This is a genomic window from Methylotuvimicrobium sp. (assembly GCF_050611805.1).
In the GTDB taxonomy this organism is placed as follows: domain Bacteria; phylum Pseudomonadota; class Gammaproteobacteria; order Methylococcales; family Methylomonadaceae; genus Methylotuvimicrobium.
In genome coordinates, this window is record NZ_JBNGHF010000023.1 from 16,956 (window position 1) to 38,856 (window position 21,901).

The 21,901-nt window shown below is 47.4% G+C and carries 13 protein-coding genes; 11 read left to right on the forward strand and 2 right to left on the reverse strand.

Annotated elements, in window-relative coordinates:
- The first annotated feature begins 26 nt into the window (after window positions 1-26).
- The 10 genes from ACRJJO_RS12585 to ACRJJO_RS12630 all read left to right on the forward strand — a co-directional run bounded on the left by ACRJJO_RS12585 (window position 27) and on the right by ACRJJO_RS12630 (window position 15,001).
- Window positions 27-431, forward strand: a complete 405-nt coding sequence (locus tag ACRJJO_RS12585) for a PilZ domain-containing protein (protein WP_431066069.1) — start codon at window positions 27-29, stop codon at window positions 429-431.
- Window positions 432-649: 218 nt separating this feature from the next.
- Window positions 650-1,003: a hypothetical protein gene (locus ACRJJO_RS12590; RefSeq protein ID WP_431066070.1), complete on the forward strand. Its 354-nt coding sequence runs from the start codon at window positions 650-652 to the stop codon at window positions 1,001-1,003.
- A gap of 3 nt (window positions 1,004-1,006) precedes the next feature.
- The gene (locus ACRJJO_RS12595) at window positions 1,007-1,834 is read left to right on the forward strand and encodes an MOSC domain-containing protein (RefSeq protein ID WP_431066071.1); all 828 of its coding nucleotides are present in this window, start codon (window positions 1,007-1,009) and stop codon (window positions 1,832-1,834) included.
- Between the two features lie 128 nt (window positions 1,835-1,962).
- A complete protein-coding gene (locus ACRJJO_RS12600; RefSeq protein ID WP_431066072.1) occupies window positions 1,963-3,765 on the forward strand; it encodes a Na/Pi cotransporter family protein in 1,803 nt (600 codons plus the stop codon).
- Window positions 3,766-3,782: 17 nt separating this feature from the next.
- Window positions 3,783-4,043: a hypothetical protein gene (locus ACRJJO_RS12605; protein ID WP_431066073.1), complete on the forward strand. Its 261-nt coding sequence runs from the start codon at window positions 3,783-3,785 to the stop codon at window positions 4,041-4,043.
- A gap of 1,344 nt (window positions 4,044-5,387) precedes the next feature.
- Window positions 5,388-7,046 (forward strand): glutamine--tRNA ligase/YqeY domain fusion protein, encoded by a 1,659-nt coding sequence (locus ACRJJO_RS12610; protein ID WP_431066074.1) that lies wholly within the window; start codon window positions 5,388-5,390, stop codon window positions 7,044-7,046.
- A 375-nt stretch (window positions 7,047-7,421) separates the two neighbouring features.
- Window positions 7,422-10,502, forward strand: coding sequence for a bifunctional diguanylate cyclase/phosphodiesterase (locus ACRJJO_RS12615; RefSeq protein WP_431066075.1), 3,081 nt, complete (start codon window positions 7,422-7,424; stop codon window positions 10,500-10,502).
- Window positions 10,503-10,721: 219 nt separating this feature from the next.
- The gene (locus ACRJJO_RS12620; protein WP_431066076.1) at window positions 10,722-12,140 is read left to right on the forward strand and encodes an acetyl-CoA carboxylase biotin carboxylase subunit; all 1,419 of its coding nucleotides are present in this window, start codon (window positions 10,722-10,724) and stop codon (window positions 12,138-12,140) included.
- Between the two features lie 49 nt (window positions 12,141-12,189).
- Entirely contained in the window at window positions 12,190-14,016 is a 1,827-nt protein-coding gene (gene oadA / locus ACRJJO_RS12625; protein WP_431066077.1) for a sodium-extruding oxaloacetate decarboxylase subunit alpha, read from the forward strand.
- Between the two features lie 4 nt (window positions 14,017-14,020).
- Window positions 14,021-15,001 (forward strand): L-threonylcarbamoyladenylate synthase, encoded by a 981-nt coding sequence (locus ACRJJO_RS12630; protein WP_431066078.1) that lies wholly within the window; start codon window positions 14,021-14,023, stop codon window positions 14,999-15,001.
- A 1,229-nt stretch (window positions 15,002-16,230) separates the two neighbouring features.
- Here ACRJJO_RS12630 and pta read toward each other — a convergent pair.
- Together pta and ACRJJO_RS12640 are read right to left on the reverse strand one after the other, a co-directional pair.
- Complete coding sequence (gene pta, locus ACRJJO_RS12635; RefSeq protein WP_431066079.1) at window positions 16,231-18,345, reverse strand: phosphate acetyltransferase; 2,115 nt, start codon at window positions 18,343-18,345, stop codon at window positions 16,231-16,233.
- A 299-nt stretch (window positions 18,346-18,644) separates the two neighbouring features.
- Entirely contained in the window at window positions 18,645-19,988 is a 1,344-nt protein-coding gene (locus tag ACRJJO_RS12640; RefSeq protein WP_431066080.1) for a TolC family outer membrane protein, read from the reverse strand.
- Window positions 19,989-20,576: 588 nt separating this feature from the next.
- Here ACRJJO_RS12640 and ACRJJO_RS12645 point away from each other — a divergent pair.
- Window positions 20,577-21,842: a hypothetical protein gene (locus ACRJJO_RS12645; protein ID WP_431066081.1), complete on the forward strand. Its 1,266-nt coding sequence runs from the start codon at window positions 20,577-20,579 to the stop codon at window positions 21,840-21,842.
- Window positions 21,843-21,901: the final 59 nt, after the last annotated feature.

Below are 21,901 nucleotides of genomic sequence, written 5' to 3' on the forward strand. Positions count from 1 at the left end.
ATATTACCTCTGATTTCGTAATCTCCATGGCCGACATCAATCCCCCTTCAGAAAATCATCGCGATATTTTCGATTTAGATACCGATGATACGATTCAAGATAATGGCCGTAGATCGGTTCGCTATGTCAGAAACGATATTAAAGTCGTGTTGATTACTAAAAACCTTCTCGGGCTCGATAAAAAAATACAGGCCCAACTTCAAGACATCAGCAGTAAAGGGTTACGCGTGAGCGCCAAAGAAAAACTGAGCATTAATAAAAAAATTACTGTGGCGCTTAAATTCAAAGACGGCAGACGATTTAATATGAAAGCCAAAGTCGTCCGCCAATCCAGCAGCAATAAGTTTGACTACGGTATCAAGTTCGAAGAACGACAAAACGATCTTGGTGATCATTTACTTGAAACTCAAACGGATTTACTGCTTAAATGAACGATCAAAGGAAATTATTGCCAAATTAATAGCTAGGCATTGCCATTCCTGCCACAGAATTCTGGCAATCCCTAGCTGAATGACGCGCTTTTCCTTGAACTGGCGTTTATTGCCGGAAACCTTTACATCTTGAGCAACCCGATACCGGCAATTTGATGCCATATCGGTACCAATGAATACTTTGTTAGTCAGGAATCTTTTCGAATGAGGAATCCAAAATGGAAATCCAAGCCATAACACCACGCATCGACAATACTGTACCGAACGATACCACTCAGCCGGAGCTAAATCGCAGACTGACTGAAGAGCAAAAGCAAGACGTCGCCGCACCAAGAGCGCCAATTGTCAGCGACGAACAAAATCTCGAATTATCGGATAACGCACTGCAACTTTCCGAATCGTTTCGTAACCGTGAAGCGCAAAACGTCAATACAGCCCCTCCCGTCACCGAACCGGAACAGGCCAACGAGATTGCCAGACAAACCGCCAACTTGATTAATCAATTCCCAGTGGAAAGTCTAGCCGCTCAGAGCAACCTGACATCGACCGTCGTGAAAGGACTGCTTGGCTAAATGATGCCTTCGCCACTCCTAAGCGAAATTTATATCTATCCGGTTAAATCATTGGCGGGTATCGCGGTCGACCGCTGGCCTGTGACTGAAAAAGGTCTGCGCTATGATAGGCAATGGATGTTGGTTGATAAAAACAGAAAATTTTTATCCCAACGACGCCTGCCTAAAATGGCATTGATTCGCACCGCTTTGTCCGAAAGTTGTCTGACTCTTTCGGCGCCGGGTTTGGACGATTTGGTGCTACCGCTGGAGGCAACAAACGGTGAATCGCTCGAATGCGAAATATGGCATGACCGCTGCCTAGCGCACGAGGTTTCAACACAAGCAAACCGATGGCTCAGTGCTTTTTTACATATCGACTGTAAATTGGTCTACCAAGCGGAAAAAACGATTCGCCCGGTTGATCCGAATTACGCACGGCCCGACGACAAAGTTTATTTTTCGGACGGCTTTCCATTCTTGATTCTTTCGGAAAGCTCTCTGGCCTCACTCAACCGCGCCATGAATCTGAATTATCCAATGGCCCGTTTTAGGCCTAATTTGGTCCTTTCAGGCTGCGATAGCTACGCCGAAGACAACTGGCGAACGATAAGCATTGGCGAAATCAGCTTCAGATTACCTAAACCCTGCGCGCGCTGCTCGGTACCGACCATCGATCCGGAAACGGCAGAATCCGGACAAGAGCCGCTGCTCACACTAAGCAGAATCCGCAAATGGAATCAAAAAGTTTATTTCGGACAAAATGCCTTGCATGACAATACCGGGACATTAAACATCGGCGATCAAGTGAGCATCTATAAAACCGGACCTAAACAACCCCCGATAGTCTAAAACTAAATATTGATGCAGCCATGATCACGCTCAATAGAATGGCAAAACTATTAAAATTAAGACGTCGCGTTTTACTGAAACTTCCTAAGCCTACTTAAAAGTTTTTTAGTCCTTATCTCAAAAGTACGATGCAAAAAATTTTCCTGATCCTGGGCATTCCCTTATTGAGTATCGGCTTTTGGCTTAGCGAAGAATTTAAAGGCATCGCGGCCGGCGTTGCTATTTTTTTGTTCGGCATGATGTCGCTCGAACAAGGCTTCAAGGCATTTACCGGCGGCACGCTAGAACGCATTCTGCAAAAAACCACCGATACGCGACTCAAAAGCTTGACCTTCGGCATCGTCGCCACAACCTTGATGCAATCGAGCTCGCTGGTTTCGATCATCACGATATCCTTTCTAAGCGCCGGTTTGCTCGATTTGGCCACGGGCATCGGAATAATCTTCGGTGCAAACCTCGGCACTTCGACCGGTGCCTGGCTAATTGCCGGTTTCGGGCTTAAAGTCGATATCGCCGCATACGCGCTGCCTATACTGGTTTTCGGTATATTATTTATTTTTCAAGCCCGGAAAAAAGTCAAGGGCATAGGTTTCATTCTGACCGGACTCGGCTTTCTGTTTCTGGGCATCGACTATATGAAGGATAATTTCGAGCGCATCAAGGAAACCATCGATCTAGTCGAATTCGCGATGCCGGGCATCAAGGGCTTGTTAGTTTATACGGCGGTCGGCGTTGCCGCCACGGTCGTCATGCAATCGAGCCATGCTACGATGGTCTTGATTATCACGGCGCTAGCGGCACAACAAATCACTTATGAGAATGCCTTAGCATTGGCGGTCGGCTCTAACATCGGCACGACCATCACGGCCATTATCGGCGCACTCGGCGCCAATATCGACGGCAAACGTTTAGCCTGGGCGCATTTAATTTTCAATTTTTTGACCGGCATCGTCACGCTTATATTTATTCCTTATTTTGTCGTGTCCGTGGATTGGCTTAGCGATAAGATCGGAATAAACCCCAGCGACTACACATTAAAACTCGCCATCTTTCATACCTTATTCAATTTTGCGGGAATCGCGCTATTATTCCCGTTTATCGGATACATGGTCGAGTTTTTACAACGCTTCATCAAGGAAAGAAAAATCAGTATTTTCATGCCGAAATATTTAAATAGCTCGGCGGTCGAATTTCCTGAAACCATGAACGAATCGATACGACTGGAGACGCTGCATCTATACGACAATGCCGTTTATGTCATTCTAAGAACTTTCGGATTAAACCGCCGGGATCTTCAGGATAATGAACAATTACTTCAAACATTGATGAAGCAAGAAAATCCGGCCGAATACGATATCGAAAATGCCTACGAAAAACGCATTAAAGGTATTTATAGTGCCATTATCGCCTTCATCAGTCGCGCTTCTTTTTCGCCGGAACATAAACCCACTGCAAAACTTTATTGGCTGCGCGATGCGAATCGGCATATCGTTGAAGCGATCAAAGATACCAAGCATTTGCAAAACAACTGGCTACATTTCGCGACTTCGCGTTACCGCTACGCCCGCGATGAATATCAAAAAATCGCTTATCAAATCGCATTATTGATTAAGCAAATCGATGAATTCATGAAAAACATCGAGGCCAATGAACTCCCTTTCGTTTCGCTCGACGCACTCAAGGCTAAGATCGAGGACGACGACCAACAGATCACACGTAGCATCGAGACATTGATTCGCGAAAATAAAATCACCGCCGAAACCGGCTCGTCGTTGATCAATGACAGCGCTTACATGTTCAGTATCAAAACCAATCTGGTGAAAGCCGTCGAAACCTTGTTTTTGCATAACATGCAACAACTTGAGCCCGAACCTAATCTGGCATTGAATGAAGCGGAAATAAAAACGGTCGTGGAAACAGTCAACCCCTAAGTTAAAGGCACCGGATCATGAAGGCAAAATTTTTAACCCAATTGGAACATTTCTTCGATCCGGAGCATAAAAAAACCAAACACTATGGCAAGGAACTAAAAACCGTTCTCCGCAAACTGAAAAAAAAGGAACGCAAATTGACCGAAGCGCTCGAACAAACCACCGATCAGGAACTGACGAAGTTGTATAAAACCGAATTGGAAATCATCCGGATTCAACGCAAAAAAGGACTGGATATTTTGCAGGCCATTCGCAAGGAACGTCAGAATAACCAATAACTTAGGAAAAATCGAATGGAGTGCAAACGCTGACCGAATAACGCAACTTTAGTCAACATTGCATTATGACGGGCAAAAAAAAGCGGACAGAAACTGTCCGCTTGGGAAACTCTTAAAACCCTTTAGGAGGAAAGCTTGCATAACGCAATTAATCAAGAGTTGTACGCATTATAAAGAGCGTAAAAACCCTTGAAAATATGACCAATTGACGCGCGACAGCTTGTCGCAGCGAGAAAAGCAATAATCTATAACTTTCGTTCTTCAAATTTCGACAGTGCCTAAAAATTTGGTCGTAAATAACTTCCCTTTATTTATGGGGGACACTCGGTAACTCGATTGGCAGGTGTCGGCGGCAGGGCAGATTTTTGCTCCTGCATTGCCCTAATACACGCCATCCATGGCGTAATGCAAATCTGCATTCACCAGCACCTAAATTCCATAGCTCGTTGGCTATGGTTAACTACCTTTGATAATTTAGACGCTGGGTTTACGGCACTCCTCGACAGGCATGCCCCACATCCTGAATAAGGCGAAATTTTTCAAACTGGAAATCGCTGCGGTTGATCAGCTCGCTTTACGAAAATCGGGAATTGCAGTAGTATTGCCCGTCATTTTGTGCCTATTTATTTCGTTAATACTCCTAATTTTAGAAGTATATGGTTTATTTGGTAAGAATGTTCGCCGCAAGGAGCTATCATAAACCTAAATTCGGCAGTTTAACCATGAAACACATGAAGTTTATCAATTATTTCAACAAATTACCTAATAATTCTCGCTAACCTTTTTGGTGAACGAAAGTTCTATGCAAACATATAACAAGTTATTGAATTAACTCCATGATCTTCATGGTGAATTGTTTTTACTAGGATAAAGCTTTTACGGATCGGGTTATCCATACGCCCTAAATCCCACCCGCCTTCCTTTTCAGATTGCATTTTGCTGATTTAGAAGCCGGATTTCTCGACAGATAAGACCCGAACCTTAAACGAAGCTAATCGATTTTCAGTTCGAAATAAGGAAATTGGCCATTAAGGATATGGTCGAAAATAACTTCCCTATTTTATGGAGGGTTCGGTAGCTCGATTGGCAGGTGTCGGCGGCAGGGGAAGCCGCCGTCAAGCCTACATGGACGTATTCACCCAGCACCTAAATTCCATAGCCCATTGGCTATGGTTAACTATCTTAGATAATTTAGGTGCTGGGTTCACGGCGCCATGTCAAGCGAGTTATCGAACCCTCAACAAAGCTCATAGTTCCAGGATGTTATTTATCACGAAATCCTAAACGCGATATTTTCAAATCCGAATTCGGCATTACTATTACCCATCACTTATTTGACCGCTCATGTCATCAAACGAAACGCTGCCTTCCAATTTCATTCGCCAGATCATCAATAACGATCTGAAACAAAACAAAAATAACAGCAAAATCGCCACGCGCTTCCCTCCGGAACCGAACGGCTATTTACACATCGGCCATGCCAAATCGATTTGCTTGAATTTCGGCATCGCGGGTGAGTATCAGGGCACCTGCAACCTTCGTTTCGACGATACGAATCCCGAAAAAGAAAGCATCGAATACATGGAAGCGATCGAACGCGACGTGAGTTGGCTAGGCTTTCAATGGCACGAACTGCGCCATGCCTCCGATTATTTCGAAAAGCTTTACGATTACGCCGTTGAGTTGATTCAAAAAGGCTTAGCCTATGTCGATAGCTCGACGCCCGAACAAATGCGTCAGAACCGGGGCACGCTAACCGAACCCGGCAAGGAAAGTCCGGACCGCAACCGATCCATCGAAGAAAACTTGGACTTGTTCACGCGCATGCGCGCAGGCGAATTTGCCGATGGGCAATACGTCTTGCGGGCGAAAATCGACATGGCTTCGCCGAACATCAACATGCGCGACCCGGTCATTTACCGGATTCGCCGCGTGCATCATCATCGCACCGGCGATAAGTGGTGCGTCTATCCGATGTACGACTACACGCATTGCATTTCCGACGCAATCGAAGGCATCACGCATTCGCTGTGTACGCTCGAATTCGAAGACCATCGACCGCTCTATGATTGGGTGCTCGACAACATTACGATAGACTGTCATCCGCAGCAAATCGAATTCGCGCGACTGCAACTCGAATACAGTATCGTAAGTAAGCGTAAACTGAATCAACTGGTTACCGAAAAACATGTCGGCGGCTGGGACGATCCGCGCATGCCGACACTCGCCGGCCTACGCCGCGCGGGCGTGACGCCGGCCGCGATACGAGACTTTTGCGAACGCATCGGCATCACCAAAAAAGATTCGTGGATTGAAATGGCCGTTCTGGAAAACTGTATCCGCGAAGATTTGAATGAAAATGCCCCACGCGCGATGGCGGTGCTACGCCCGTTAAAGCTGATCATCGATAACTATCCGGACGACAAAGTCGAAGCGCTCGAGCTCGGCAATCATCCGCAAAGACCGGAACTCGGAACGCGTAAAGTCGAGTTCAGCAAGGTTTTGTATATCGAACAGGACGATTTCACCGAAAATCCGCCGCCTAAGTACAAACGCCTAGTCGAAGGCGGCGAAGTTCGTCTACGCGGCGCCTACGTGATCCGTTGCGACCATATCGTAAAAGACGAAAACGGCTCAATCATAGAACTGCATTGCAGTTACGATCCGGACACATTAGGTAAAAACCCGGAAGGTCGTAAAGTCAAGGGCGTGATTCATTGGGTCAGCGAACGCCATTCCGTACCTGCTGAAATACGCTTGTACGATAGGCTATTCAGTCAGCCGAATCCCGATTCGCTCGATAACTTTCTGGACGCTTTGAATCCGGATTCGCTGGAAATCCTAACCGAATCGCGCGTCGAATCGAGCCTTGCCGATGCGCCGCCGGAAAGCCGTTTCCAATTCGAGCGCATGGGTTATTTCTGCCTCGATGCGACAGACAGCACCCCCGACAAGCCGGTCTTCAACCGAACCGTCACGCTACGAGATACTTGGGGAAAATAAACCAGCCGATCAAGCATTGAGATATACCTTTCGTACGTCAATTTACGGTATTGATTTAATGGAGTATTAGGGTTTGGTCGTAAATAACCTCCCTATTTTATGGAGGTTTCGTTTGCTCCTCGGCAATTGCTGAATTACAGGGATGGCATGAATGCAGATTTTGCATAAAGCAAAAATATGCATTCATGCCGACACCCTCGCCAAGCATGCTCCACACCGTTTTTTCACTCAAATAGAAAATTGCCGCATACATAGCCAATTCCCCCCCATCAAACCCGAAGCAAATCGAACGCAAGCGCCTGCCTTGCTTTAAAATCGATGCTTCCTAGCCGTAGCCTTTTGCTATACTTACCTCATCATCACACTCCTGACTGTATGACTCGTGGCTTCAATCAAACCACCCTCGGCACCCGTATTCGTCGATGGACGCCTCAATTACTGACTAGTCTAATGCTGCTTGCCGGACTCAGCACTACCGCTTTTTCTTGGCGACACGCAAGCCAGGCAGACTCGGATAATATTCGCACCGCTTTCGAATTATCGGCAAATCAAATTACCCATATTATCGACAACAGAGTCAATACCTATAAAGTCGTCATGAAAGGCGTCAAAGGCTTTTTTGATGGTTCGGACGATGTCACTTTAGAGGAATTCCGCGATTATGTAAGCGCGCTGCAAATTCAAAACAATTTGCCCGGCATTCAGGCAGTGGGGCTGGCGATACCTGTCGCACATGCCGACAAAAGCCGTCATATCGCCAAGATTCGACAACAAAACATACCGAACTACCAGATCAAACCTGATGGCGATCGAGAAAAGTACGCACCCATTATCCGCCTCGAACCCTCGACAGCGGAAAATCGGAAAGCCTTAGGCTTCGATATCTACACCGAGCCCGCCGCACGAGAAGCCTTGCAACGGTCGCGCGACACCGGCGAAGTCATCATTACTTCAAGAATTGTTCTCATACAGGATGCCGATAAAACCGATTCATACGCCTTTGTGATGTATTTACCTATCTACAACAAAAAGGAGAGCCTCGAATCGATAAGAGACCGTCAATCCGCCATTTCGGCCTGGGTCGACGTACCTTTTCGTATCAACGATCTGATGGCCGGATTGCACGAAGAGCTCAATCCGAATATCGAACTCGAAATTCATGACGGAGAACCTCAATCGAATCAAACACTAATGTATCACTCGAATGAATTAGCCACAGATCGGCTATCCGGCGACAGCAGACTGGAAACACGGCGTCAAATCAATATCGCGGGTCGTCAATGGACCTTGGTAATGCGCAGCACTCCGGCTTTCGAAGCCGGCGTCTCTCAACATCACCCTGCATTCATCGCCAAGACAGGTATAACGGTAACGCTGTTACTCGGAATGCTAACTTGGCAACTAGCCAAAGGCCGCACAAGCGCTCAACAGCGCTACCGGCAACTCTTCGATCAATCGGGAGACGGCTTACTACTGATTCGCCAAACCGATCATGGCTTCATCGACGCCAACCCTTCCGCATTAAGGCTATTGGGTTATCGCCATGAAGAACTGTTGGACTTGCAGCTACAAGACATATTGACTCACGATGAATTGCCGAAATCGACTCCCTGCGCCGATAAAATCATCTCCGATACGGCGCATGCTGAAGAATGGACTTGTCAGCGTAAGGACGGTTCTAAGTTTACGGTCGAAGCCTGTGTTCACGCTCTTGATGGCCGACATTATTTTGCGATCTTACGCGATTTAACCGAACGCAAAAAAGCCGAACAACAATTACGGCTACATGCACAAGTCTTTGAATACAGTCGCGAAGGCATCATCATTACCGACTCTGAAAACAACATTATTTCGGCTAATCCCACCTATATCGAACTCAGTGGATACACAGCAGAGGAAGCGCTTGGCAAGAATCCTCGTCTGATCTCGTCAGGTTTACAAGATAAGTCATTCTATGAAAACATCTGGCAGGAAATTCATCAACGCGGACACTGGCAAGGCGAAGTTATTAATCGCCGAAAAAACGGCGATCTGTATCCACAGTGGCTCTCAATTTCGGCTATTCGGAACCCGCAAGGCCGAATCATTCATCATATCGGCATCATGAGCGACCTGAGCGAACATAAAGCAGCCGAGGAGCGCATCCGATTTTTGAGCCATTTCGACACATTGACTCAATTACCTAACCGCAGTCTGCTCCGCGATAGAACCGAACTGGCAATAAGCGGCGCCAAAAGAGCGCATGCACGCATTGCATTGATGTTTATCGATCTCGACCGTTTTAAAATTATTAACGATTCGTTAGGTCCCGCTATCGGCGATCGATTGCTGGTTAAAATTGCTGATCGGCTAATCGATCATTTACACCCTAACGATACCTTATGCCGACAGGGCGGCGATGAGTTTATTTTATTACTGCCGAACACTGATACCGAAAGCACAGCCCATGTTGCCCAGACCATTCTACAACTGATCACCCAGCCGTTTATTATCGAAGATCAACGTTTGATCCTGACAGCTAGTATCGGTATTGCCGAATTTCCACAAGACGGCAACAGCTTCGAGCAACTGTCGCAAGCCGCCGACGCCGCCTTATTCCGAGCAAAAGAAACGGGTCGTAACAATTTTCAATTTTTCACTCGTCAATTGCACGAACAAGCCAACCGTTTATTACAAATCGAAAACGAACTGCGTTTGGCTCTTGAGCAAAATGAACTGCGGCTCCATTATCAACCACTGATAGATATAAAAACTTCGAAGATAATTGGTTGCGAAGCACTGGTTCGCTGGCAGCATCCCGAAAAAGGCATGATTCCGCCGGGACAGTTTATCCCTATCGCCGAAGAAAGCGGCTTGATTTTAAAAATAGACGACTGGGTGCTGAAAACCGCAATTCGCCAAGTCGCCGATTGGCAGGCTGAAGGACTGCCTGTCGTTCCGGTTTCTGTTAATCTATCGGGACTACAATTTCAAAAAGCTTCGCTCTATGAAAAAGTCGCCCAACAATTACAGATGAATCGGCTCGATCCGGCAATGCTGGAACTCGAATTAACCGAGGGTATAGCCATGGATAATTCCGAACGCACGATCAGCCTACTCCGTCAATTTCATCAGCTCGGCATCTCACTTTCGATCGACGATTTCGGAACCGGTTATTCGTCGCTCGCTTATCTCAAACGATTCCAAATAGACAAGCTTAAAATCGACCAATCGTTTGTACGCGAACTGAGCCGCGACCCCGAAGACGAAGCAATCGTCACTGCCATCATTAGCATGGCTAAAAGCCTGGGTTTTAAAACTATCGCCGAAGGTGTTGAAACAAGGGAACAACTGGAGTTTTTACTAAAGAATCAATGCGATCAAATACAAGGCTATTATTTCAGCAAACCGCTACCGGCAAATGAGTTTGCCGAACTATTGCGCGGTAAGGATTTATTTATAGGTCAATCAAGATAAGTCGCTCAAGAATACCCATCGTAGATCAACATTCGGCACTAGCATTTGGAGGCATCTAAACTTAATGTCCGAGAAGTATGACTTTATTGCATTTTCCAACCTGATATAATTAATACTTAAATCTTTCGATAAATTTCTTTAAGATATAAGCCTGCATATATCTGTAAAATCCAATTCCAGCCCTCAATTCCCATCCTAATTTCGGGGTACGTCTAACCTATGTTACGTAAAATACTGATTGCCAACCGCGGCGAAATCGCCGTGCGCATCATTCGCGCCTGCGCCGAAATGGGCATTCGCTCCGTCGCGATCTATTCGGAAGCTGACCGTTTCGCCCTTCACGTTAAAAAAGCCGACGAATCCTATTGTATCGGCAGCGAACCGATGTCCGGTTATCTCAATATTTATGCTTTGGTCAATCTGGCTGCAGCGACCGGCTGCGATGCCATTCACCCGGGCTACGGATTTTTGTCCGAAAATGCCTTATTCGCGAAAGCCTGCAAGGAACGTGGCTTGATCTTTATCGGTCCCGAGGCAGAAGTCATACATCGTATGGGTGATAAAACCGAAGCACGCAAAGCGATGGTTGCAGCCGGGATTCCGGTCACCCCTGGCTCGGAAGGCAATCTCGAATCGGTTGAAGAAGCCTTAGAGGTGGCCAAATCGATTGGTTATCCGGTCATGCTGAAAGCGACTTCCGGCGGCGGCGGCCGTGGCATTCGCCGCTGCGATAATGCCGAAGAACTGCAACGTAATTACAGCCGCGTAATCTCAGAGGCGACCAAAGCCTTCGGCAGCGCCGATGTTTTTCTTGAAAAATGCATCGTTAACCCGAAGCATATCGAAGTACAAGTTCTGGCCGATCACCACGGCAATGCGATTCACCTCTACGAACGCGATTGCTCGATTCAACGCCGCAATCAAAAACTGATCGAAATTGCGCCTTCACCTCAACTCGACGAAGCGCAGCGCCAATACATCGGCGGCTTGGCCGTGATCGCGGCAAAATCGGTCGGCTATACCAATGCCGGCACCGTCGAATTTCTGCTCGACGATAACGACCGATTCTACTTTATGGAAATGAATACGCGCGTTCAGGTCGAACACACGATCACCGAAACCGTGACCGGCGTCGATATCGTCGAGGAGCAAATCCGTATCGCAGCTGGTTTGCCTTTGCGTTTTAAACAACATGAAATCGTTCGTCGCGGTTATGCCATCCAATTTCGCGTCAATGCCGAAGACCCGAAGAACAGTTTTTTACCGAGCTTCGGCAAAATTACGCGTTATTACGCGCCAGGCGGACCGGGTGTACGCACCGACACCGCGATTTACACCGGCTACGAAATTCCGCCGTTTTACGACTCGATGGTCGCAAAAGTCATTGTCAATGCATTAACCTGGGAAGATGCCATTCAGCGCGGCGAACGTGCGCTAAAAGACATGGGCTTATTCGGCATCAAAACGACGATTCCGTATTATCTACAAATCCTGAAACACCCCGAATTCCGCACGGCTTGTTTCAATACCGGCTTTGTCGAAAAACATAGTGAATTAATTAATTATTCGAATAAGCCTCGCCCGGAAGTGCTCGCAAGTGTCATCGCCGCTGCGATGGCTTCACATACCGGCTTGTGATTTCCTGATTCAAAAAACTGACTGCCGACAAGATTCAATAGGATACAAAATGCCAAAAGTTCAAATTACCGATGTGATATTGCGTGACGCCCACCAATCACTGATCGCAACGCGACTGCGTACCGAAGACATGCTCCCAGCATGTGAAATGCTCGACAATATCGGCTACTGGTCTCTTGAATGTTGGGGCGGTGCGACTTTCGACGCATGCCTAAGATTCCTTAAAGAAGATCCGTGGGAACGCCTGAGTCAACTGAAAGCCGCATTACCGAACACGCGCCTGCAAATGCTGCTAAGGGGGCAAAACCTGCTCGGTTACCGCCATTATTCGGACGATGTCGTCAAGACTTTCATCGAAAGGACCGCCGCGAACGGAATGGACGTCTTTCGCATTTTCGATGCGTTAAACGACGTACGCAATCTGCAAACTGCGATAGAAGCCACCAAGGCGACCGGTAAACATGCACAGGGGACGCTATGCTACACGACCAGTCCCGCGCATGATGTAAACAGTTTTGTGACATTAGCCAAGGAGCTGTCCTCGATGGGCTGCGACTCGATCGCAATCAAGGATATGGCCGGCTTGCTAACGCCCTACGCGGCTTCGGAACTGGTCAAAGCACTGAAAGATACGATTGATTTACCGTTGCATCTACACACACACGCCACTTCCGGACTCGCCGAAATGTGTCAAATCAAAGCAGTCGAAGCCGGCTGCGAGCACATTGACACCGCATTGTCGTCCTGGTCCGGCGGAACGAGCCATCCACCGACCGAAAGCCTCGTCACGGCTTTGAAAGGCACTGATTACGACACCGGTCTCGACCTCGATAAACTGCAAACGGTCAACAACTACTTCGCCGAAGTGCGCAAGAAATACCGCCGCTTTGAGAGCGAATTCACCGGCATCGACACGCGTGTGCACGTCTTTCAGGTGCCGGGCGGCATGATCTCGAATCTCGCGAACCAATTGCGCGAACGCAATTCATTGGATCGCATCGAGGAAGTTTACAAAGAAATTCCCGAAGTTCGTAAAGATTTGGGCTATCCTCCGCTGGTCACGCCGACATCGCAAATTGTCGGCACGCAAGCCGTATTGAATGTATTGACCGGCAAACGCTATGAAACGATCACCAACGAGGTCAAACGTTACCTGCAAGGCGGCTACGGCAAGGCCCCGGCCCCGGTCAACGAGAGTCTACAAAATAGAGCCATCGGCAAGGAAGAGCCTATCGACTGCCGCCCGGCCGATCTACTCAAGCCCGAGTTCGAACATTTACGCTCGGAAATCGGCCATTTGGCTTTGAGTGACGAAGACGTACTCAGCTATGCGATGTTCCCGGAAGTCGGCAAACAATTTCTAGAGCAACGCTCGAACGATAACTTGGTTCCCGAACCGTTGGAAATTGAAACTCAAGCAACCGACGCCGTACAAAAAGCGGCGACCGAATTCAATGTCGCGCTGCACGGCGAGTCATATCATGTCAAAGTGACTGGCGCCGGACCTAAAAATCAAAGTCTTCGCCACTTCTATTTCATGGTCGACGGCGTACCTGAAGAAATCGTCGTAGAAACACTCGACGAAATCGTCCTGGACGGCGGTACGCATGGAGCGGTAAAAAGCACAATTTCGAGTAAACGTCGCCGCCCATCTTCGGAAGGCGATGTCACAGTCAGTATGCCGTGCAACATTCTCGAAGTCTTGGTTAAAGTCGGCCAATCAGTTACAGCCGGCCAAGCTGTTTTGATCACCGAGGCAATGAAGATGGAAACGGAAATCACTGCACCGATTTCGGGTACCGTAAAAGCCGTGCATGTCGTCAAAGGCGAACCGGCCAATCCGGATGAAGTGTTGGTGGAAATCGAGGCCGCATAAGAACATGACCGAAACGGTTTTTGCCGACGATGCCGCAATCGCTAAAGCGGTTGAATTGTTGAATCAAGGCCGTTTAGTCGCCTTCCCGACCGAAACAGTTTACGGTCTTGGCGCCGACGCCGGCAGTGCCGAGGCCGTAACCGGCATATTCAAGGCCAAAGGCCGACCGGTAGATCATCCTCTGATTGTCCATATCGCAAGTTCCACCCAGTTATCGGACTGGGCAAACATGGTCCCGGAAACAGCTCAACGACTGGCAAAACGCTTTTGGCCGGGACCGCTAACTTTAATTTTAAAGAAACGTCCCGAAGTACCGAATGAAGTCACCGGCGGACAAGATACAGTAGGGCTGAGAATTCCCGATAATCCGGTTGCCTTGCGACTCTTGCGAGCATTCGGCGGCGGCATTGCCGCACCTTCAGCCAATCGATTCAAGCGCGTAAGCCCAACGCAAGCCTCGCATGTGGCCGAAGAACTTGACGGGTTGGTCGATTTGATTCTAGACGGCGGACCTTGCCGAGTCGGAGTCGAATCGACCATCATCGATTTAAGCGGTGCAAGCCCCTTGCTGCTAAGGCCGGGCAGCATCTCTAAAGCCGAAATCGAACAGGTTCTGCAATGCGAATTGACCGAGATAAGCACCACGAACAACGATACGCCCCGTGCGCCCGGACAAATGGCCGTGCATTACGCACCATCGACCCCAACCCGTTTGTGCCCATCCGAGCAACTGAACGACACGATAAGGCAATTGGCCGAACAAGGAAAAAAAATCGGTTTACTGGCTTATCGCTTCGAATGGAATTCATCGATGACTATCATTCAGTTACCTGAAACTGCCGAAGCTTATGCACAAGGTTTGTACGCAGCGCTACGCGAACTGGATCGCCAAAGATTGGACATCATCTTGGTCGAGCAACCACCAGAATCCAATGAATGGCATGCAATCAACGACCGACTGAAAAAAGCGGCTACGGCATTTTAGGCTTAGCCACACTGCTATCGATATCCACAAACTATTGAATAAGTCCTTCAATTCGGTTTTCAATCGTTCCCACAAAGCACCCATCGTTATAAACAAATCGTAGGGTACGCTGCGCGTACTTCTATGCCGTTAAGCACGGAATCCCTGCTCAGATCAAACCATAAGGGCTTGGTTAGCATGGTGGGGTTACCATGGTACGCATAGCGTACCCTACGCCAGGGCAAACGCATTAAAATAATCAACATATCAATATGTTAACCTGTTTCTTAGAACGCTTAGTCAATTCGGCTTAACTTATGGCACCCCTCCCTGGGCCCCGTTAGGCCGCGCCGAGCACTGGCGATTTTGCCGAGAATAGCCCGTTAGGGGAGCGGCAGGGATGCCGCTCGTTTTCGGAGGGCTAGGGATAGCCCTTCCGAAAGGCTATGTTCGCGTTAATAGTTGATACTTTATGAACTGAAAGCCAACATGAAACCCAAGGATACAACTCTTAGTCACTTTCCTTTTTTCAATATCACGCCAATGGTTGAAAGGAGGGTACGGTTGCTCGATTGACAGGTGTCGGCAGCAGGGAGCTGCCGTCAAGCCTACATGGACGTATTCACGGCGTCCTGTCAAGCGAGTAATCGTACCCTCTGCTACGCTCAGTGTATCGGAAAGCAATCATTGGCTATTTCCTAATGGGTTTATTTAGAGTAGGAAAGAGGACCGTTTCAACTGCTAACGCGAACAGAGCCTTCCGAAAACCCTCGGAAAAATCGTCAGCGCGCAGGATGCAGCGGCCTCCGGGTGTCTGCTGACTCGCGCCATCCGGGCGCTCGCACTTCGTGCGCCTTTGGCGTCCCAATCCGCTCCCGGCGGATTGGTCTTTTGGATACTTTTCTTTGGACAAGCAAAGACAAAATCGCCTGGAGCGATTTTGAACAGCTTTAGCTGGCCCGCAGGGCGAAACCCATGGATGGGTTTCGTAGCAGTATCGCGGCTGTCGGTCCGCGAACCGACTACACATAAGCGTCGCGATAGCGACACAAAGCCTTATTTAGGTTTCAAACTAAATCTTATAGTTAACCAGGAAAAAAGGATTATTTTAACTATTTGATTTTCTATAGTGTTTTAATGCGTTTGCCCTGTACCCTACGCGCCTCATGATTCCAGAAAGTTATTTGTCACGAAATCCTCAGTCTTAAACACACGACTACGGAAAATCCCTTAACTTAATGACAATAATCCTAAGCCTTCGGTTTTCGACCGGTTTCTTGAGCCTGTATCGCCGTGATCACAACTGTATTGACGATATCGTTTACGGTACAACCCCGGCTTAAGTCGTTGACGGGTTTATTCAAGCCTTGCAAAATAGGCCCGATGGCAATCGCACCGGACGAACGCTGAACTGCTTTATAAGTATTGTTGCCGGTATTCAGATCGGGAAAAATAAATACATTCGCTCGCCCCGCCACCTCGCTGTCCGGCATTTTGGTCTTCGCAACACTGCTATCGATCGCCGCATCGTATTGAATCGGCCCTTCCAGTTTCAGCTCCGGCTTCAAGCGTTTAGCCAGCTCCACTGCCGACCTAACCTTGTCGACCGCCTCGCCTTTTCCGGAAGCGCCGGTTGAATAAGACAGCATCGCAACGCGCGGTGAGATATTGAACATTGCGGCGGTTTGCGCTGAACTAATCGCAATATCGGCCAGTTGCCTGGAATTAGGATTCGGATTGACCGCGCAATCCCCGTAAACCAACACCCGATCTTCCAAACACATAAAAAAAACGCTAGAGACGATCGATGTTCCCGGTTTGGTTTTGATGATTTCAAAGGCCGGCCTGATCGTATGCTGGGTCGTATGTATCGATCCGGAAACCATGCCGTCGGCAAGATTATGATGTACCATCATGGTCCCGAAAAAACTGACATCGGTCATGAGATCAAACGCCAATTCGTAATGAACGCCCTTGTGCTTGCGTAACTCGAAATAAGTTTCGGCAAATTTCTGACGCAGTTCGGAAGTCATCGGGTCGATGATCTCGATGTCTTCCAATTGCAAAGCCATCGCAGCGATTTTTTGCCTGATCGTTTCTTCATTACCTAGCAACGTTAACTTGACGGCTCCCCTTAGTAAAAGAATTTCGGCCGCTCTTAAAATGCGTTCTTCCCCACCTTCCGGCAATACAATGTGCTGCGGATTAGCTTTAGCGCGCTGTAAGATTTCATATTCGAACATGATCGGCGTCACGCGCGGCGTTTTGCTCGTAAACAGGCGCTGCTGTAGCTCCTGCATGTTGATATTATCTTCGACCAAACTCAAGGCCGTAGCGATCTTGCGTTCATTATTGGAATTTAAACGCGCATGTACTCGAGTAACGTTCATCGCCGTCGTGAAGGTGTCGGTGGCGACACCTAAAACGGCAAACGGCAAAGCGCCTAATCCCTCGATTAAGTATTGCACCTGCGGCGCGGGCTCTTGCTCTCCAGTCAACAGTAAACCGGCAATTTGCGGATAACTTTTCGAGTGATAAGCCATCAAACAAGCCAGAATGATATCCGAACGATCCCCGGGCGTAATGATCAAATCGCCTTTCTCAATGTAGTCGAGAAAATCCGAAACCAACATCGCTGCAACCTTGTAGTTGTAAACTTCAAGATTGAGTGTTTCGAAATCATGTGATAAAAACTTTGCATTCAATGATCTGGCAATATCTCCCATGCTGGGCTTTTCCAGTGACGGTTCGGAGGGCACGACATAAACAGGAAAGTTGGATTGCGGATCGTGTCCGAATTGGTCTCTGAGTTCGCCAACCTGAGCCGCCGGAACACTATTGATCACCGTTGCCAATAGGGCTGCATTTTTTTCCTGAACATCATGTCTGATCCCGGCCAAAGTATCGATTATCTGATCATTGGATCGGTTACCACCTTGAACGATCGGCATCAAAAGACAATCCAGATTATTCGCGACATCGGCATTAAAATCAAATTCAAAAATCGACTCTCCGCTTTTATAGTCGGAACCAACACAAATTACATAATCCGATTGAATTTTTAAGCTTCGGTATTTCGCGAGAATCAGTTTGATTAAATCGTCATAACGATCATGAGCCAGCAGGCGCCTAGCATCCTCATCGGTGCACCCGTACATCGATTCGTAAGGCCATTCGAGCTGATAACGGTAGCTTACCAGCTCAATCAAGTCGTCTTTTTCCTCTCCGGCATGAATAATAGGGCGAAAAAAACCGATCTTTTGGGCAAAACCGGAAAACATTTCCATCATAGCCAACATGATGACCGACTTACCGCTGCCCTGTTCGGCACCGGTGATATAAATATTTTTAGAGACTTGGGACATTTTTGTTTAAAGAATCAATTATGGGGAAAGAATTATTTCTGGTTCACACAGTCCTCCGTGGGAACCCATATATTGGTTGTCGAGGCAAGATCGGTATGCATCCCACGCAGGGGCGATAGAAACTATGAAAGAGGCAGAATGATGTCGACAGTCTTTAGGATTTCGCGATAAATAACTTCCTGGAACTATGATTTTTGTAGCGACTACGGCAACTCGCACAAGACTTTATCGTTTTGCTATATTTTACAAGCACCTGCTTTTTTAGGTTCCTAAACGCCCTCCCCGGATTTATCATAATGCTAATGCGACAGTAGCGAGTTAATATATTCCAAATCATTTTCGCTCAAACTGCTGGCCGCTTGTTTCAGACGAATACTGTTGATCAGATAATCGTAACGCGAGCGCGCATGATCTCGTTTTGCACGATAAAGGTTTCTTTGTTCGGCTAATGTTTCAACCATGGTTCGAGTACCGACTTCCAAACCGGCCTCGGTTGCTTCCAACGCGCTCTCCGCCGACTTAACGGCCGATTTCAATGCGTCGACGCGACTGATACTGGCATTCACGCCTCGGTAGGCATTGTTCACCTGTCGTATGACGGCGCGCTTTGCCGCGATCAGATTTTGTTTGGCTGCCTCAAACTCTTGCCTTGCTTGCCGAGTTCGCGAATTCACAGCACCTCCCTCGAATAGCGGCACATTCAATTGCAAACCGATGCTTTGCGTATCGCCGCGAAAACCGAAAGTACTGGTATTATCCGACACGCCATAGGAACCGACGATATCTAATTGCGGTAGATGACCGCTATTTTGCAAATCGACCGATTTCCTGGCGAACTCGGCCTGATTAAATGCCGAAATGATCGAAAAGTTGCCGTTTAGCGCCGCATCGCTCCATGCCTTCATCTCATTGGGCTCGGGGACAATCAACGGCAACTCTTTTCCTATGGGACTAAGCTCCCCGTCAAATTCGCCGATGATTTCACGTAAAGCTTCCTTTTGATTATCGAGATTATTATCCGCTTCGATTTCATTGGCCAAGGCTAAATCATAAGCAGCCTTCGCTTCATAAACATCGGTAATCGCGATCAAACCGACTTCGAAACGCTGTTGAGCTTGTTCCAGTTGACGATCAATCGCATTTTTTTCGGCAATAGCAAAGTCTAAACCATCCTGGGCAGACAACACATTGAAATAAGCCTCGGTGATTTTAACCATTAAGTTCTGCAGCTCAGCCAAATATTCGGCCTCGGTCTGAGCAATTTGGTTATCCGACTGACTTAGTTGTATCCAGTGATCCCAATGAAAAACCGGCTGCACAAAATTAAGACTAAAAGTGTTATTCCAAAACTCTTGATTAGTCTGCGGACCTCGAAAATCGAAGCCACCGGCTTTTTTGTTGTGAAGCCATTCCCGGCTACTGGCACCGGTCGCCGAAATAGTGGGTAGTAAACGTGCAATACCTTGATCCTTGAATTCCGCGTTGGCATACTGCCGTGCAAGCGCTTGTTTTAATAGCGGATCATTTTCCAGGGCTTGCGTATAAACTTCAATAAGATCTTGCGCAAAGGACTGATTTTGAACAAGTAAAGCAAATAGAGCCACGATGGCGCTTTTAAAAAAATAAAGCCTACTACTATTCATTTGTGGATAAACCCGGTTTTAAACATATTAGTTCGACTCTTGTCTCCATTCTGAATCACATAAGATATAAGTTTAAGACTATGTTAGCGTTAATAGTTGAAAGTGAAGACTGCAAGGGACGCTGTACATGCCACAGCAGTCCTACCCGTAGTTTAAAACGCCCTTATGTGCTACCTTGTGCTGACATTAGGTACGCGCAGCGTACCCTACAATTCACTTTGGATTGATAAGTGTTTCCGGTAGTGGCGGGGTTTTCAACTAATACCGCATACTGAGCCAATTCTAACACCTACACCCTAAAAAATTCGTTACTATTTATTTTCTCAACGCCCCATTATAGACTCGACAATAAAAGTGAAATTAGAAGTTTAAATAACTTATTTAAAGTAGACTTTGTTTGTAATTATTCACAGCCCCTATCGTTCCCACGCTCCGACGTGGAATGAAGACCGAGACGCTTTAGCGTCTCGTACCGCTGGAGCGGTACTCAGGCGTTCCCACGCAGAGCGTGGGAACGCTAATTGCCAGGGGACTGAATAGTTACCTTTGTTCTGTAATTTATATTAATGTTCTTCAAAACCTGTTGCCATGAAAAAAATCGCCCCTCTTCTCATTATTCTCATTTTCAGTATACTTTCCAGCGGTTGCGCCAGTTTCGGACGAGGCATCGCCGAAGCTTATTTCGAAAAACAAGAAGCCGCCGATACCCGATTATGTGAAGTTACCGGCAGCCCTTTTGAAGGCATCAAGCCGCATCTAAATAATGCGGGCGGTAAAATGAAAGTGCTGATGGTCCATGGAGTCGGCGATAGACTGCCGGGCTATTCAACGCAATTTCTCGAAAAGCTCGCCAAATCACTGAACCTAACTGTCAGAGCTAAACGTAACAAAGACATTTTTCTGCGCGACCCCTTGGACGAATCGAAAAAACTCGGCAATTTGAGAATTCATCGTTTACTCAACAAGACACGCGATCAAGAATTATTGTTTTACGAGCTAACCTGGTCCGAAATCACCGCTCAACAAAAAGCGATTCTGGCCTATGACAACTCCGGCGAGTATTCCTTTCGCCGTGCCGAAGTCAACGATTTATTGAAACGATTTTCCAACGATACCGGCCCCGATCCGATTATCTATCTCGGCGATAGCCGAGAAGACATTTTGATTTCGTTTACGCAATCGTTTTGCTGGATGACCAAGGGCTTATGGGACGATTTACCCGATCAGCAAGCGAAAAGCTGTACTTTCGACGATTTAGCGGCGGTTGAAAATTTAAAAAACGACCAATACGCTGTCGTATCGCATAGTCTCGGCAGCCGAATCACAATCGACGGATTGCAACGGCTTGCCCGGTTTTTTAGCGATAGCAGTTTCAGGCCCGAGCTCGACCGCCCGAAAGATTTGGTAAAAGCCCTGCAACAAAAAGTCATTCCGATTTACATGATGTCGAATCAGTTGCCGATGTTGCAACTAGGCCGTCAAGTACCGGAAATCAATAGCCAACAGAACGCTTATTGCAACCCCGAAGGCGAACATTACGATAAAAGAATTCTGAGCGGAACGCCAATCATTGCTTTCAGCGACCCGAACGATTTATTGAGCTATGCGATACAGCAGAATTTTGTCGATAAATATATTGACTCGAGACTGTGCGCCGATGTCACGAATATCAACATCAACGTCGCGAAAATTTTTGACGCTTTCGGTTTAGGAAAATTTGCCAATCCGCTCGATGCTCACATCGGCTACAACACCGATAAACGGGTCGTAGCTTTGATCGCTAAAGGCATCGGCAACGCCAATACCTCTAAACTTGTCAAAAAGCGTTGCCAATGGACCGAAACAATTGATTGAAAGACTATGCTAGCTATGCTATAAATTATTATATTAGAGTTCACTAATATTAAACCAAA

What these genes read in the sequence shown, in the direction of transcription:
- ACRJJO_RS12615 (WP_431066075.1), top strand. Translation starts at nt 7,422, where the DNA reads ATGACTCGTGGCTTCAATCAAACCACCCTCGGCACCCGTATTCGTCGA.
- ACRJJO_RS12605 (WP_431066073.1), top strand. Translation starts at nt 3,783, where the DNA reads ATGAAGGCAAAATTTTTAACCCAATTGGAACATTTCTTCGATCCGGAG.
- pta (WP_431066079.1), bottom strand. Translation starts at nt 18,345, where the DNA reads ATGTCCCAAGTCTCTAAAAATATTTATATCACCGGTGCCGAACAGGGC.
- ACRJJO_RS12610 (WP_431066074.1), top strand. Translation starts at nt 5,388, where the DNA reads ATGTCATCAAACGAAACGCTGCCTTCCAATTTCATTCGCCAGATCATC.
- ACRJJO_RS12630 (WP_431066078.1), top strand. Translation starts at nt 14,021, where the DNA reads ATGACCGAAACGGTTTTTGCCGACGATGCCGCAATCGCTAAAGCGGTT.
- ACRJJO_RS12640 (WP_431066080.1), bottom strand. Translation starts at nt 19,988, where the DNA reads ATGAATAGTAGTAGGCTTTATTTTTTTAAAAGCGCCATCGTGGCTCTA.
- ACRJJO_RS12600 (WP_431066072.1), top strand. Translation starts at nt 1,963, where the DNA reads ATGCAAAAAATTTTCCTGATCCTGGGCATTCCCTTATTGAGTATCGGC.
- oadA (WP_431066077.1), top strand. Translation starts at nt 12,190, where the DNA reads ATGCCAAAAGTTCAAATTACCGATGTGATATTGCGTGACGCCCACCAA.
- ACRJJO_RS12585 (WP_431066069.1), top strand. Translation starts at nt 27, where the DNA reads ATGGCCGACATCAATCCCCCTTCAGAAAATCATCGCGATATTTTCGAT.
- ACRJJO_RS12620 (WP_431066076.1), top strand. Translation starts at nt 10,722, where the DNA reads ATGTTACGTAAAATACTGATTGCCAACCGCGGCGAAATCGCCGTGCGC.
- ACRJJO_RS12590 (WP_431066070.1), top strand. Translation starts at nt 650, where the DNA reads ATGGAAATCCAAGCCATAACACCACGCATCGACAATACTGTACCGAAC.
- ACRJJO_RS12595 (WP_431066071.1), top strand. Translation starts at nt 1,007, where the DNA reads ATGCCTTCGCCACTCCTAAGCGAAATTTATATCTATCCGGTTAAATCA.
- ACRJJO_RS12645 (WP_431066081.1), top strand. Translation starts at nt 20,577, where the DNA reads ATGAAAAAAATCGCCCCTCTTCTCATTATTCTCATTTTCAGTATACTT.